At 64.8% G+C, this 14,095-nt stretch carries 12 protein-coding genes; 7 read left to right on the forward strand and 5 right to left on the reverse strand.

Translation table 11 applies throughout. The annotated features are described in order from the left end of the window. Positions 1–46: 46 nt before the first annotated feature. Positions 47–667 carry a DUF2510 domain-containing protein gene (locus ACFVSJ_RS15785; RefSeq protein WP_387437844.1) on the reverse strand — a complete coding sequence of 207 codons (621 nt, stop codon included), beginning with the start codon at positions 665–667 and terminating at the stop codon, positions 47–49. Between the two features lie 103 nt (positions 668–770). Here ACFVSJ_RS15785 and ACFVSJ_RS15790 point away from each other — a divergent pair, with 103 nt between their 5' ends. The 4 genes from ACFVSJ_RS15790 to menD all read left to right on the forward strand — a co-directional run bounded on the left by ACFVSJ_RS15790 (position 771) and on the right by menD (position 6,481). Next, positions 771–1,370: a hypothetical protein gene (locus ACFVSJ_RS15790; RefSeq protein ID WP_387437845.1), complete on the forward strand. Its 600-nt coding sequence runs from the start codon at positions 771–773 to the stop codon at positions 1,368–1,370. Between the two features lie 60 nt (positions 1,371–1,430). Then, positions 1,431–2,441 carry an o-succinylbenzoate synthase gene (locus ACFVSJ_RS15795; protein WP_387437846.1) on the forward strand — a complete coding sequence of 337 codons (1,011 nt, stop codon included), beginning with the start codon at positions 1,431–1,433 and terminating at the stop codon, positions 2,439–2,441. Positions 2,442–2,516: 75 nt separating this feature from the next. Further along, complete coding sequence (locus ACFVSJ_RS15800; protein WP_387437847.1) at positions 2,517–4,607, forward strand: PhoX family protein; 2,091 nt, start codon at positions 2,517–2,519, stop codon at positions 4,605–4,607. 164 nt (positions 4,608–4,771) lie between these two features. Beyond that, positions 4,772–6,481 (forward strand): 2-succinyl-5-enolpyruvyl-6-hydroxy-3-cyclohexene-1-carboxylic-acid synthase, encoded by a 1,710-nt coding sequence (gene menD, locus ACFVSJ_RS15805; protein WP_387437848.1) that lies wholly within the window; start codon positions 4,772–4,774, stop codon positions 6,479–6,481. Positions 6,482–6,610: 129 nt separating this feature from the next. On the opposite strand, the gene ACFVSJ_RS15810 is transcribed toward menD, so the two are convergent. From ACFVSJ_RS15810 to ACFVSJ_RS15825, 4 genes are all read right to left on the reverse strand, one after another. Then, complete coding sequence (locus tag ACFVSJ_RS15810) at positions 6,611–7,393, reverse strand: amino acid ABC transporter ATP-binding protein (protein WP_387437849.1); 783 nt, start codon at positions 7,391–7,393, stop codon at positions 6,611–6,613. An 11-nt stretch (positions 7,394–7,404) separates the two neighbouring features. Next, a complete protein-coding gene (locus ACFVSJ_RS15815) occupies positions 7,405–8,196 on the reverse strand; it encodes an amino acid ABC transporter permease (RefSeq protein ID WP_387437850.1) in 792 nt (263 codons plus the stop codon). Between the two features lie 100 nt (positions 8,197–8,296). After that, a complete protein-coding gene (locus ACFVSJ_RS15820; RefSeq protein WP_387437851.1) occupies positions 8,297–9,091 on the reverse strand; it encodes an ABC transporter substrate-binding protein in 795 nt (264 codons plus the stop codon). A 158-nt stretch (positions 9,092–9,249) separates the two neighbouring features. Next, positions 9,250–10,599, reverse strand: a complete 1,350-nt coding sequence (locus tag ACFVSJ_RS15825) for an isochorismate synthase MenF (protein WP_387437853.1) — start codon at positions 10,597–10,599, stop codon at positions 9,250–9,252. A 91-nt stretch (positions 10,600–10,690) separates the two neighbouring features. Between ACFVSJ_RS15825 and ACFVSJ_RS15830 the strand changes: the two genes are divergently transcribed. The 3 genes from ACFVSJ_RS15830 to ACFVSJ_RS15840 are packed head-to-tail and all read left to right on the forward strand — an operon-like array spanning position 10,691 to position 13,929. Then, entirely contained in the window at positions 10,691–11,461 is a 771-nt protein-coding gene (locus ACFVSJ_RS15830; protein WP_387437855.1) for a demethylmenaquinone methyltransferase, read from the forward strand. 11 nt (positions 11,462–11,472) lie between these two features. After that, positions 11,473–12,816 carry a geranylgeranyl reductase family protein gene (locus tag ACFVSJ_RS15835; RefSeq protein WP_387437856.1) on the forward strand — a complete coding sequence of 448 codons (1,344 nt, stop codon included), beginning with the start codon at positions 11,473–11,475 and terminating at the stop codon, positions 12,814–12,816. A gap of 9 nt (positions 12,817–12,825) precedes the next feature. Further along, entirely contained in the window at positions 12,826–13,929 is a 1,104-nt protein-coding gene (locus ACFVSJ_RS15840) for a polyprenyl synthetase family protein (protein ID WP_387437857.1), read from the forward strand. Positions 13,930–14,095: the final 166 nt, after the last annotated feature.

Below are 14,095 nucleotides of genomic sequence, written 5' to 3' on the forward strand. Positions count from 1 at the left end.
GTTCCGGCGGTTGGCCGGGTGACGAAGCGTCAGTCATCGAGTCACCTTAGGCGTTGATCGAGTATCCGATGTGCGAGTAGATCTGGTTGAAGAGGTTCGTCATCCAGATGCCCATCACTACCAACGCAACCACGAACGTGCCAATCATGCCCCAGATGGGGGCGAGCCCGCGGTCCGGGGCAACCTTGCGGACAATCACGGTCCGGCCAATGACATAGACGGTAGGGCTCAGGAAGCACCAGGCCCAGTGGAACGGACGGATTACTCCAGAGCGGGCGAGCCGTTGGTGGTCGAGGTAGGCGAACAGTATGGTCAACGCCCAGAGCAGGAAACTTGAGATCTGGAGCAGGAACACGCCACTGGAATAGATCGACGTGGGGTCCAGGGTGGTGGTGCCCTGCCTGGTGGTGATGAGCCTGAATTCCGGCTGCCAGGTGAGAAGCAGAAGGATGGAGACCAGGGGGATGAGCACGATCGCCCAAATGAAGGGGTTGTACACCGGGGTTTGGGCGCTGATGAGGGCGCGTTGGATTGGCATGTGCTGCGGGATCGCCGGGGCAACGTGCGGTGTCCACTGAACGCCGTCCCACCAGCGCATCTGCTGCGGGAATGAGGGGTCCGGGTACCAGCCCGGAGGTGTGGTTGAGCCGCTGAATCCCTGAGTCATGGGTCCCCCTGATGTGAGTGTCGTTCAGAGGATATCGCGGTTGTGTCCTCTCTCTTTGCATACGGTCCTCCCCATCAGCCGGAAGTCGGTGTAAGCATGGTTCATGACCTTCTTCGAGGACCTTCCTGTGCCGCCAGAACGTCCACGACATACGCAACCCATTCCGCCCGCCTGGGTGGGACCGCCCACGGATGAACTCCCCGGAGTGGTCCCGGTCAGTGGATTTGTCTACAGCAGCGATCGCATGGCGTTGGCGCTGAAATCCGTTGACGTGTACTCCACCGGTTGTGTCCTGGACGTGGTGTGGGCAGTCAGGCGGGGAGACCAAACAGCCAACGAGTGGCGGGATGCCATGGACAAAGCGCTCACGCCCCGTGGTCCCCTCCAACAGGGGTTGGACGGACTGTTGGTTGGCGTGGGTTATCCGAATGGCCGGAAGGCCTTCGCGGGAGTGGTGGAGCCTGGATTGGACGACGACGTCACGGGTCCGGTCCTGACGCCCCTGGGTGGTGGCGGCTCCGGCGGGAACGACGAATATCTGCAGGGCAGTTCGCGGTACTGGTTGTGGCCGTTGCCGCAGGGCGGAGAGGCCGTGCTGGTGGCCAGGTGGGAAGGCCTGGGGATGCAGGAGAGTTCCATCCCGCTGCCCGTGGAGCGGTTTCCGGAAGCAGCCAGCACGGTCCGGAAGTTCTGGGTGGAGTAGATATCCACATAGCGCAATTGGCTCGACCGAAGCCCGAAATGCCGCCGGTACAGTGGCACTATGCTCCCTTCGCTTGAAGAACTTCAGGACTCTGCCTACGTCGTTTCCTTGCCCATGCGCGTCAAATTCCGCGGCATCATGCAGCGCGAAACGCTCTTGTTGAAGGGTCCACTTGGGTGGGGAGAGTTCTGTCCGTTTCCGGAATACGACGACGACGAATCGTCCCGTTGGTTGGCTGCCACTTTGGAAGCGGGCTGGAAGGGATTCCCGGCTCCGCTCCGCGACAGCATTCCCGTGAACGCCACCGTCCCTGCCGTAGCTGCTGATCGGGTTCCCGATGTGCTCGCGCGGTTTGGGCGCGTTGATGCGGTCAAGATCAAAGTTGCTGAGCGGGGCCAGGAATTGTCCGATGACGTGGCCCGCGTCGCCGCCGTCCGCGAGGCCCTGCCGGACGCAGCCATCAGGGTGGACGCCAACGGAGGCTGGGACATAGGGCAGGCCGTGGAGGCGCTTGGCAGGCTCTCTGAGGTGGGCCTTGAGTACGCCGAGCAACCTGTGGCCGGCATTGACGGACTGGCGGAGGTCCGTCGTCTGCTGGCGGCTGCCGGAACTCCCGTTCTTATTGCCGCCGATGAGAGCGTCCGGAAGGAGGATGATCCCCTTCGGGTGGCACGTGCCGGGGCGGCTGATCTCCTGGTTGTGAAGGTGGCGCCCCTTGGGGGAGTCGCGCGTGCGTTGGACCTCGTCGCCCAAGCCGGGCTACCCGCCGTCGTCAGTTCGGCGTTGGACACGTCCGTGGGAATCCGCGGCGGACTGGCGCTGGCTGCCGCGCTGCCCTCGCTGCCTTATGCGTGCGGTCTCGGTACCGTCTCGCTTTTCGCTGCCGACATCACGCTGGACCCGTTGGTCGCGGACGACGGCGCCATCCGGCTTCGCGAGGCCGTCGCCGATCCGGGGCTGCTTGAGCGGTACGCGGCTCCCGCCGACCGCCGGGACTGGTGGCTTGAACGGCTGGGCCGGGTTCACGCCGTCCTGGCGGCCTCCGGGCAGGGTTTGTTCACCGAGCCTTAACCAGAGCGTCCTCTCGGCTTCGGATTGCGCTGACAAGCTCAGCGGGAACCTCGTACACACTCTGGAAGGTCCCCCATGTCTGAAACCACCGGACGCACGTTCCCGCTGCTCCCCATGCTTGGCCACACCAAAGGCAAGCGCAGCGCGGTCACTTGTGCGCTCAAGTGCGACAATGCCTGCGCCGGCGACGTCTGCAACACTAGCTCCAACGGCTACTTCCGGGACATTGCTTCCGCAGCCATGTCCCGCCGCGCCGCCCTGGGCCTGGGCGCCGCAGGTGCGCTCGCCGTCGTGTTCGGTGGCGCTTTGACCGGTGCTGACTCCGCTGTCGCCGACTCCGGCAACGGCCTGTCCGATGCCGCGAAGGCGGGTTACGACAAGTCCAAGCTGAAGTTCACCGCCATCAAGCCCGTCGACTCCGCCGTTGACGCGTTCACCGTCCCCGAAGGCTTCGACTGGAACCCGATCATCCGCTGGGGCGATCCGCTGTTCGCTGACTCGCCGGCCTTCGACCTGAACAACCAAAGCGCCGCAGCCCAGGCCCGCCAGTTCGGTTACAACAACGACTACACGGACATCCTGCCCATCCCGGACTCGAAGGATCGCCGCGCGCTGCTGTTCACCAACCACGAGTACACCAACGAGAACATCATGCTGCCGGTCGGTTTCGATCCCGCTGAAGCGCGAGCCATTGGTCGTGCCGCACATGGTCTGGCCGTTGTTGAACTCGAGCGCAAGAACAAGAACAAGCCATGGAGCTACGTCCAGGGTGCACCCCTGAACCGTCGTTTCCTGACCAACACCGTCTACGAGCTGACCGGTCCGGCAGCCGGCACCAACCTGGTCAAGACCATCGATGACCCTGCCGGCCGGTGGATCAAGGGAACCCTGGGCAACTGCTCGGGCGGCACCACCCCTTGGGGCACCATTCTTTCCGGCGAAGAGAACTTCAACGGTTACTTTGCCGCTCCGGGCACCAGCGACGGCGACAAGCGCTACGGCCTCTCCGCCAAGGCAAACACCCGCCAGTGGGAGCTCGACGAACTCCGCTTCGATACCCGCAACTCCGGCTACGCCAACGAGTCCAACCGGTTCGGCTGGATTGTCGAGGTAGACCCGTTCGACCCCACGTCCACCCCGAAGAAGCACTCCGCCATGGGCCGCTTCAAGCACGAGGGCGCGAATGTGATTGTCGCTCCCGACGGCCACGTTGTGGCTTATATGGGCGACGACGAGCGCTTCGACTACCTTTACAAGTTTGTCTCCAAGGGCAAGTACCAGGCCGGCGACTCGAAGGATGCCCGCCGCAATAACATGAACCTTCTTTCTGAAGGCGACCTGTACGTTGCACGCTTCACCGGCGATTCCCCGGCCGCCGAGATCGATGGCACAGGCAAGCTCCCTTCCGATCGTGCGTTCGACGGTTCCGGTGAGTGGCTGCCCTTGGTGGTCAACGGCCAATCCGCCGTCCCGGGTATGTCCGTGGCCGAGGTCCTGGTCTACACCCGCTTGGCAGCCGACAAGGTTGGCCCTACCAAGATGGACCGTTGCGAAGACGTTCAGCCGAACCTGCTCACCGGCAAGGTCTACGTGGCATGCACCAACAACTCGGACCGCGGCAAGGCCGGCAAGGAAGGCGCCACGGAGGTCAACCCCCGTACGCTGAACCGCGACGGTCACATTGTGGAGATCACCGAGGCGCCGGGCCAGACCGGTACCAAGTTCAACTGGACGCTGCTGCTGGTGGCAGGGGACCCCGCCAAGAATGCCTCCACGTACTTCTCCGGTTTCCCGGCAGACAAGGTGTCGCCGATTTCCTGCCCCGACAACGTGGCCTTCGACTCCGTGGGCAACCTCTGGATCTCCACCGACGGCGCTCCGTCCACCATCGGCTACAACGACGGTCTCTTCAAGGTCACCCTTGAGGGCCCGGAACGCGGAAAGGTGGAGCAGTTCCTGGCCGTCCCACGCGACGCCGAGACATGTGGCCCGATCATCCACGACGAAGAACGTACGGTCTTCGTCGCCGTCCAGCACCCGGGCGAGGAAGGCACGTTCGAGGCACCGCATTCGTACTTCCCGGACTACGTTGGTGCCGGATCCGCCCCGGCAGCCGGCGATGTCCGCGCTCCGCGTCCGGCCATCGTCCAGGTGTTCCGCAAGTAGCCCTCTCTCACGTTCCACCCCGGACGCTCTCTCACATAAACGCCCCTTCCAGGCGGACGCTCTCTCACTTGCCCGACCAAACCGGGTGTTGGGTGAGAGAGCGTCCGCGGGAAGGGGCTGTTTGGTGAGAGAGCGTCGGGGGTGGGCGCCAATAGACTGGGACGGTGACTTCCCAGGACTCTCTGACATCCATTGGCGCCGCCCGCGTCGCGGTATCCGCCCTGCTCGACGGCGGTGTTCGGCACGTGGTGGTTGCACCCGGTTCGCGGTCGGCACCCATGGCCTACGCCCTCGCCGAAGCAGAGGCTGCGGGCAGGGTGGTACTCCATGTCCGGATCGACGAGCGCGATGCCGGATTCACGGCCTTGGGCCTGGCCCTCGCAACCGAAGCGCCTGCCGCCGTCGTCACTACGTCCGGGACCGCCGTCGGGAACCTGCTGCCGGCCGTGATGGAAGCCAACCACGCCGCGGTTCCGCTAATCGTTGTTTCGGCTGACCGGCCGGAGGAACTGCACGGTACCGGAGCCAACCAGACCACGCTCCAACTGGATTTGTTCGGCGAGCACGTGCGTTTCGCCGTCGACGTCGCGGCAGGTGACAGCCCCCAGCGTGCCGTAGCCACCGCGCTTTACGCTGCCACCGGTGCCCTGGAGGACACCCCGCCCGGCCCGGTCCAGGTGAACCTCGCCTTCCGGGATCCGCTGGTTCCGGAACCCGGCGACGCACTTCCGCCGGCGACCGGCCACGGCCTGTTCCATTACGACGCCGGGCCACAGGCACTCGATCTCCCGGCAGCATCCGCTGAGCTGCCCGCGCGACGCAGCGTGGTCCTCGCCGGCCACGATGCGGGTGGAGTGGCTGAGGCGTTCGCCCGCGCCCACGGCTTGCCGTTGCTCGCGGAGCCCTCATCGAACGCCCGGTTCGGACCCAACGCGATCGGACCGTACAGGCTCCTGTTGGAACACTTTGGCCCCGATTCGCCCGCTCCCATTGAGCGGGTGGTTTTGTTCGGGCGCCCAACATTGTCCCGCCCGGTCTCGGCACTCCTGGCGCGGAAGTCAATCGAGTCCGTCATCTACCAGCCGGTTCCGGTGGCCTGGTACGAGGAAGGCCGTCGACGGGAAACCCCGGTGGAGACCCTGCCCGAGCTGGCGGAGTTCGCGGGCCGGGGTTCGGACGAGTGGCTGGACTCGTGGCTCCTGGCAGGCGCGGCGGCCCAGCACGCGCTCGACTCCGTAGTCAACGAGGAACCCGCCGCCACCGGCCCATCGGTAGGTGCAACGGTCTGGGCACACTCGCGCGGGAAGCTGGTGCTCGGTTCATCCAACGGCATCCGGGACGTGGACCTTGCGGGACAACCGCAACCCGACCCCGTTGCCACCGTTTACGCCAACCGGGGCCTGGCCGGCATCGACGGCACGCTTGCCACAGCCACGGGAATTGCCTTGGGCAGCGGTCGCGAAACCACGGTCCTTCTGGGGGACGTCACGTTCCTGCACGACGTCGGCGGACTCCTCCTCGGCCGCGGCGAGCCGACTCCGGACCTGCGTATTGTCGTCCTGAACGATGCCGGTGGGGCCATCTTCGGCCTGCTGGAACACGGCGGGGTCGAAGACTCGGGGGCCTACGGCACCGCCGTCGAACGCCTCTTTGGTACCCCGCACTCAGTGGACCTTTCGGCACTCGCGGCGGCTTACGGCGTCGGGCACCAAGCGGTAAGTACGACGGCGGAACTCGCCCAAGCGCTGACGGCACCGCTGAAGGGACGCACCATCGTGGAAGTGCGGGTGGACAGGGCAGGTTTGCGTGGACTTCATGCCCGCATCAAGGAGGCGATCTCGGCGGCCGTGGGCCAGGTCCTGACGGCCGGCTGAGCGAGCGTTGCCGGGAAGCGGCGTTATGTGAGCGAGCGTTGCCGGGAAGGTGCCGTTATGTGAGAGAGCGTCGGGGGAGAGGGCGGCACCCGGATCCGGGTACCGCCCTCTCGTGCGCCATGGCGGAGGCTAGTCCTCCACGACGTCGATGTGCGTCGGGTCCAGGACGCGGCGCAGGAATTCCTTGGTTCGCGGCTGCGTGGGTGCGCTGATGACCTGTTCGGCCACGCCTTCCTCCACCACCACGCCGCCGTCCATGAACACCACGCGGTCTGCGACTTCGCGCGCGAAGCCCATCTCGTGCGTGACCACGAGCATGGTCATGCCCTCCTGGGCGAGCTTGCGCATGACGGCCAGCACGTCACCGACGGTTTCGGGGTCCAAAGCGGACGTGGGCTCGTCGAAGAGCATCAGCTGCGGATCCATGGACAACGCGCGGGCGATCGCGACGCGCTGCTGCTGGCCACCGGAGAGCTGGTCCGGGAAGCGCTCGGCGAGGTGGCCAAGGCCTACGCGTTCCAGGTTGCGGCGTGCCACGTCGGCAGCCTCCGACTTGGAGCGCTTGAGGACCTTGACCTGCGAGATGGTGCAGTTGTCCAGGACGCTCAAGTGCGGGAACAGGTTGAAGTGCTGGAACACCATTCCCACGCTTCGGCGCATCCGGTTGAGGTCCACGTCGGGGTCGGTGGCCTCGAACTTGCCTACGTTGATGGTGCCTGCGTTGGGTTGTTCAAGCAGATTCACGCAGCGCAGGAGCGTGGACTTGCCCGAACCGGAGGGGCCGATGAGGCAGACCACTTGGCCGGGTTCAACCGACAACGAGATGCCCTTCAGGACCTCATTGCTGCCGTAGGACTTGCGGAGGTCCTTGATGTCCACGCCCGCAGCGCGGACTGTTGCGGAGTTGGTCATGACTGTCCGTCCTATCGCTTGGTCCGCGCGGAGCGGCTTTCGAACTTCCGGGCCAGGAGGCTCAACGGGATGGTGATCACCAGGTAGAAGGCGCCGGCCACGAGCAGCGGCGTCAGTCCCGCGCCGAGGCTGGAAATGCCGTCGCGCCCAAACTTGGTGAGCTCGTACTGGGACGCCGTGAGGCCCAGGACGTAGATCAGGGACGAGTCCTTGGTCAGCAGGATGATCTCGTTGGTCAGCGGGGGAAGGACGATCTTGAAGGCCTGGGGGATCACGATCGAGACCATGGCCCGCCAGTGCGGCATGCCCAGGGACCGGGCGGCTTCCATCTGGCCCTTGGGAACGGCCTGCAGGCCGGCGCGGAGTGTTTCAGCGATGTACGCGGAAGCGACAATGCCCAGGGAAACCATGACAACCACGTTGACGTCCCACTGCACTCCGAAGGCCAGGGGAACGCCATAGCCGAAGGCGATGAAGACCAGCAGGGCAGGGACGCCGCGGAAGAACTCGATGTAGCCGGTGGCGATCCAGCGGTACAGGGGGAACGAGGAGAGCTTCATCAGGGCCAGCAACAGACCGCCGGAAAGGCCCACCACGAACGCCAGCGCCGTGTAGATGAGGGTGTTCTTGAGGCCCACCAGGAAGATGCCCGGGAACATGGGGCCGATCTTGGCGAAGTTGAAGACGCTGTTGCCAATGGTCTTCCAGTCCACGGCAATGATCACCGCGGCCACAGCCACGACGAAGATTCCGGCCTGGACGTAAAGACTGACTTTGGCTCGTTGACGTGCAGTCATTGCCATGGTGTTCTCACATTCATGTTGCGCAGGCGAGGCCCCGAACCGACTGTTTCAACAGAGAGTTACGGGGCCCCGCTTGCGTGGATATCGGGAGCCGGTTGCCTTACTTTGCGGCTTCGCCGAACCAGGTGGTCTTGAACTTTGCGAGCGTTCCGTCGTCGGTGAGGCGCTTCAGGGTGGCGTTCACCGAGTCGGACATGGCGGTGTTGCCCTTCTTGATGGCAATACCCAGCTTCTCGCCGGTTGCGTAGTCCTCGATGCGCTTGATCTTGGAGTCATCCTTGATGGCGTAGCCCAGCACGGACTGGTTGCCGACGGCGGCGTCGATGGTGCCGGCCTTGAGGGCCTGGACCAGGAGGCCGGAGTCCTCGAACTGCTGGGCGTCGATTCCCTTGTCCTTGGCATACTGTGCGCCGGTGGTGGCCTGCTGCACGCCCACCTTCTTGCCCTTGGCACCGTCGAGGTTGCTGATGCCTGAAGCCGAGGAGGCAACCAGGGTCAGGTCGTCATCCATGTACGGGTTGGAGAAGTCCATGACGTTCTTGCGGACATCCGTGATGGAGATGGAGGAGATGGAAACGTCGCAGCCGGTGAGGGCGGTGCCGGTTTCGATTGCCTCGAACGAGCTGTCCACAACGTTGAGTTCGGCCTTGAGGTCCTTGGCTACTTCGGCGGCAATGTCCATGTCGAAGCCGACGTTCTTGCCGTCCTTCTGGAACTCGAAGGGCTCGTAGGGGATGTCCGAGCAAACGGTCAGCTTGCCGGCGTTGATGAGCTGGGGGCCTGAACCTGAGGCGGCCGGCGTCGAGGAACCACCGCACGCGGTCAGGGCCAAAGCTCCTGCTGCGAGCACGGCGGCCATCTTGGTGCCGGACAGAACTGAACGGGAGATCTGCATATTTTTACCTTTTGTTGCAGTGGATGCTGGACTGAGTCGGTCTTTAGTGTAGTACCGATCATGAGATGTGCATCACAGGAAACTAAGTTTCACTATTGGATAACCAGTCTAGCGAATATGCAAGGGGGCGCAGCGAGTCCCAGTCTGGAATCCCAGATTCAGCGGCGGATTCCCAAGGCTTCGAGCATTGGCCGGAATTTGGCCCACGTCTCGGCCAATTCAGCCTCGGGCTGGGAGCCCTCAACAATGCCACAGCCCGCATACAGGCGAACTGTGTTGGCGTCTTCGATCACGGCTCCGCGCAGGGCGATGCCCCACTCACCGTTGCCCGCGGCGTCCAACCAGCCGACCGGTCCGGCATAGGGTCCGCGGTCCAGATGTTCCAGCTTCCGGATCAGGGCGCCGGCCACCAACGTTGGCGTCCCGCACACGGCAGCCGTAGGGTGCAGGGCATTGATCAGGGCCAAACACGTAGGCACGTGCCCCTCGATGTCGGCCAACTCCGCTTTAACGTCCGAGGCCAGGTGCCACACATTCGGCAGTTCGAGGATGAACGGTTCGCTGTGCGAATTCATCGCCTCGGAAAACGGGGCCAGTTGGCGCGTGAGCGAGTCGATCGCGATCTCGTGCTCGTGGCGCTGCTTCTCGGATCCCGCAAGCACCCGTTCGGCGTATTCCATGGGAGAGCCCTCAACGCCCTCTGCGTCCCGGCGGTCCAACGTGCCCGCCAGCACCCGGGCCTGGGCGGTCCGGCCCTCGACCTGGATGAGCATCTCCGGAGTGGCTCCCACCAATCCGTCCACACCGTAGGTCCAGCACTCCCGGTACCTGGCCGCGAGCTGGCGAAGTACCTCCGCGGCGTTGACGCCCGCTGGGAGGTTTGCGACGACGTCGCGCGCCAGTACGAGCTTCTCCAGCTTGCCGGCGCGGATTTCCTCCACGCCGTTGGTGACGGCCTCCATCCATGCCGCCTCCGTCAGTGAGCCGCGGCCCAGCGAACCACGCGAACCGTTGAGCGCGGCAATTTCAGGTGAGGGCCCGACGTCGGAAGCTCCTGCCGCGGAATCATCGCCGTTGGTGCCGGAAAGCCAGCGCTCGACGGCGGCGAGGACGCCCGCTTCGGTGAGTGGGCCGCCGTCGAACGTCAACTGGGTTGCCCAGGCGCGGCCGTCACGGATGCCGACCACGAGCTCGGGCAGGATGAGCCGCGAAACGTGCGGGGATGTTTTGGAGAAAGCAAAGGAGCCGAAGGCCACCGGACCGGTGCCGGGCAACTCCACGTGGTCCGTGATTTCCGCCTCAAGAATGAGGTGCCGCCACCAGATGTCGGCCTCAAGGAACCGCTCCGGGCCGGTGGCGTTGAAGCGGGTCAGCTCGCCGTAACCCACCAGGCCTGCTTCGCGGCGGGACCAGCAAAGGACGTCGTCCCGCACCAGAAATGACGGCAGCCCCCCGGAGGATGAATCAACATCGAGGGGGACTGTCAAAGTGCGGAGCGTGCTGGTCATGATGGAACTACAGTACTCCCGGGTGCCAGCAGAACCCGCTCCTTCTTCTACAGCGCAGCAAACTTGGCTGTTTGTCTGAGACAATTGCAGGGTGAACCGAGCATCCTTGGAAAAGCGTCCGGACGAAGTTGCGACGATGTTTGACGATGTCGCCCCGAAATACGACGTCGTCAACGACGTCCTCTCGATGGGTCAGACCCGGCGGTGGCGCCGGATCGTCGTGGATGCCATGGACGTCAAGGCCGGTCAACGCGTCCTGGACCTCGCTGCCGGAACGGGCACTTCCAGCGAACCGTATGCCGATGCCGGCGTGGATGTTGTGGCCTGCGACTTCTCCCTGGGGATGCTCAAAGTTGGCAAGCGCCGCCGTCCCGACATCGACTTCATTGCCGGTGACGCCACCAACCTGCCGTTCGCGGACAACAGCTTCGACGCTTCGACCATCTCCTTCGGCCTGCGCAATGTGGTTGAGCCCCGCAAGGCCCTCGAGGAGATGCTCCGCGTCACCAAGCCGGGCGGCCGCCTGGTCATCGCTGAGTTCTCCCAGCCCGTGGTTCCGCTGTGGCGCACCATGTACACCGAATACCTGATGCGGGCCCTCCCTGCCATCGCCACCAAGGTCTCCTCCAACCCGGACGCCTACGTCTACCTCGCCGAGTCGATCCGTGCCTGGCCGGACCAGGACCACTTGGCGCAGTGGCTCGCCGACGCCGGTTGGACGGACATCACCTACCGCAACCTCAGCGGCGGCATCGTTGCAGTCCACCGTGCGCAGAAGCCCGCCGAACACCGCGAAAGTGTTCCCGTGGCCAAGCTGCGCCGCCAAATCAAACCGCGCCGGACGGGCGCACAGTCAGGCTGACTTAGGACACCGTGAAAGTACTGATAGTTGGCGCGGGCCCGGCTGGGTCCACCGCTGCGTATTACCTTGCCCAGGCCGGCATCGACGTCACAGTCTTGGAAAAGACTTCCTTCCCGCGGGAAAAAGTCTGCGGCGATGGGCTGACCCCGCGGGCCGTCCGCGAAATCCAGAAGCTTGGGCTGCCGCATGCCGAGGCCGAGGGCTGGCGCCGGAACAAAGGGCTCCGCCTGATTGCCGGTGGGCGCACCATCGAACTGCCGTGGCCGGAGGTCTCCGACTTTCCCACGTACGGGCTCATCCGCACCCGGCTCGGCTTCGACGAGTCGCTGGCCCGGCACGCGGAGTCCGCGGGCGCCGTCGTGCTTGAACGCCACAGTGTCACGTCCGCGCTGACGTCCGAGGATGGCCGCGTCATCGGCGCCCGGGCTTCCATCCTTGACGAGTCCGGACGCAAGACGGGCGAAACGCGCGACTTCCATGCCGACGTCGTACTCGCGGCGGACGGCAATTCCACGCGAACCGCAGTGTCGCTGGGAATGCACAAGCGCGACGACCGGCCGCTGGGCGTCGCCGTGCGTACCTACTTCACGTCGCCGCGGCACGAGGACGACTGGATGGAAGGCTGGCTGGAACTCCCCGGCAAATCCGGCAAGCCGCTGCCCGGCTACGGTTGGGTGTTCGGAGTGGGCGACGGCACGTCCAACGTGGGCCTCGGCATCCTGAACTCCTCCAAGGAATTCGGCAAGCTCGACTACAAGCAGGTGCTGCGCGAATGGACTGCCGGCATGCCCTCCGAGTGGGGCTTCACGCCGGAGAACCAGGTGGGGGAGATCCGCGGTGCCGCGCTGCCCATGGGCTTCAACCGCACGCCGCATTACTCGCCCGGGCTGCTCCTGCTGGGCGACGCCGGCGGCATGGTGTCCCCGTTCAACGGCGAGGGCATTTCCTACGCCATGGAGTCGGCACGGTTCGCGGCCGAGTTCATTGTTGATTGCTCTGCGCGCTCCGTTTCCGCAGGTTGGACCGCCGACGACGCCGATGCCCACCTTTCGCGGTACGCGGACTATGTGCAGGACCAGTGGGGTTCGCATTTCACGCTCGGACGGGCGTTTGCTTTCTTGATCGGGAAGCCCGCCGTCATGAAGCTGGCCCTCCGTACCGGCATGCCCATTCCGGTGCTGATGCGCTTTGTGGTCCGCCTGCTGGCCAACCTCACGGACTCGTCCGCGAAGGGCTTCGAAGACCGGGTGATCCGGGTCCTCGAAATGCTCGTACCCCCGACATCGAATACTTCCTCTGCCCGGTCTTTGACGGCGGCGGAGTCCGACACCGCGGTTTCCGCACCAACTAGTTAGGGTTAACCCGTGACGAACTCTGCCGAACACAGCTGGACCCACGCCGGGCACGGCCTGCCGGACTCCAACGAGCCCGCTCCCAACACCACCGCGATCGCAACGGGGCTCCAGCTGCCCGCCGGTTTTGCCGCCATCGCAGGCGACGCCGAACTCGGTCCTGCCATCACCACCAACCTTGCCCGCGTGGAGAAGAAGCTTCGCGAAGCCATCTCCAACTCGGACCCGCTGGCTGACGCAACGTCGCGTCACCTGGTGGAAGCCGGTGGCAAGCGAATCCGTCCTCTGCTTACCCTGCTGTGTGCGCACCTCGGTGATGCCTCGCGTCCCGAGGTTGTCCAGGCAGCCGTTGTTGTTGAGCTGACCCACCTCGCAACGCTTTACCACGACGACGTCATGGACTCCGCGCCCTTCCGCCGCGGAGCTCCGACGGCCCACGAAGTGTGGGGCAACTCCGTGGCCATCCTGACGGGTGACTTGATCTTTGCCCGTGCCTCCATCCTGGTCTCCGAGCTGGGTTCGCGGGCACTGGGGATCCAGGCCCGCACCTTCGAGCGCTTGTGCCTGGGCCAGCTCCACGAAACCGTGGGTCCCCGCGAAGACGAAGACGCCGTGGACCACTACTTGTCCGTCATTGCCGACAAGACCGGCTCTTTGGTTGCAGCATCCGGCCAGCTCGGCGCGATCTTCGCCGGAGCCGATGAGGCCTTTGAGGACGTCCTGGTGGAATACGGCGAAAAGGTCGGCGTGGCATTCCAGTTGGCCGACGACGTCATCGATGTCACTGGTGTGAAGGTCAAGTCCGGCAAGTCCCCAGGCACGGACCTGCGCGAAGGCGTGCCCACCCTCCCTGTGCTGTTGCTCCGCCGTGACGCTGCTGCCGGGGATGCTTCGGCTGCTTCGTTGCTGGAGCTGGTGGACGGGGACCTCTCCTCCGACGCCGCCTTGGCTGAAGCCGTGGCCGGCCTGCGCGAACACCCCGTCACCGCTGAATCCTGGAAGATCGCCCGCGAGTGGTCCGCGGAAGCCGTCGCCGCCTTGGCCCCGCTGCCCGAGGGTGTTGTGAAGGCCTCCTTGACCAACTTCGCCCACGCCGTGGTGGACCGGAGCAGCTAACTCTTTTCTGCGCTGAGGCAGGCGTCTGGCCCTCCGGGGTTGGGCGCCTGCTTTTTTGTTGGCCTCCGTGCGTGCCGCTACGACCCACTTTGGGTTGTTGCGGGGCTTGACTGGCCCTGTTATGCGGCGTGTCTCCGGCTAGCGGCCTCAAAGTGGGTGGTGGAGG

The organism is Paenarthrobacter sp. NPDC058040 (genome assembly GCF_042885775.1).
Classification (GTDB): domain Bacteria; phylum Actinomycetota; class Actinomycetes; order Actinomycetales; family Micrococcaceae; genus Arthrobacter.

Coding starts and splice junctions, on each gene's coding strand:
- ACFVSJ_RS15820 (WP_387437851.1), bottom strand. CDS start 9,091: ATGCAGATCTCCCGTTCAGTTCTGTCCGGCACCAAGATGGCCGCCGTG.
- ACFVSJ_RS15800 (WP_387437847.1), top strand. CDS start 2,517: ATGTCTGAAACCACCGGACGCACGTTCCCGCTGCTCCCCATGCTTGGC.
- ACFVSJ_RS15795 (WP_387437846.1), top strand. CDS start 1,431: ATGCTCCCTTCGCTTGAAGAACTTCAGGACTCTGCCTACGTCGTTTCC.
- ACFVSJ_RS15825 (WP_387437853.1), bottom strand. CDS start 10,599: ATGACCAGCACGCTCCGCACTTTGACAGTCCCCCTCGATGTTGATTCA.
- ACFVSJ_RS15790 (WP_387437845.1), top strand. CDS start 771: ATGACCTTCTTCGAGGACCTTCCTGTGCCGCCAGAACGTCCACGACAT.
- ACFVSJ_RS15815 (WP_387437850.1), bottom strand. CDS start 8,196: ATGGCAATGACTGCACGTCAACGAGCCAAAGTCAGTCTTTACGTCCAG.
- ACFVSJ_RS15810 (WP_387437849.1), bottom strand. CDS start 7,393: ATGACCAACTCCGCAACAGTCCGCGCTGCGGGCGTGGACATCAAGGAC.
- ACFVSJ_RS15785 (WP_387437844.1), bottom strand. CDS start 667: ATGACTCAGGGATTCAGCGGCTCAACCACACCTCCGGGCTGGTACCCG.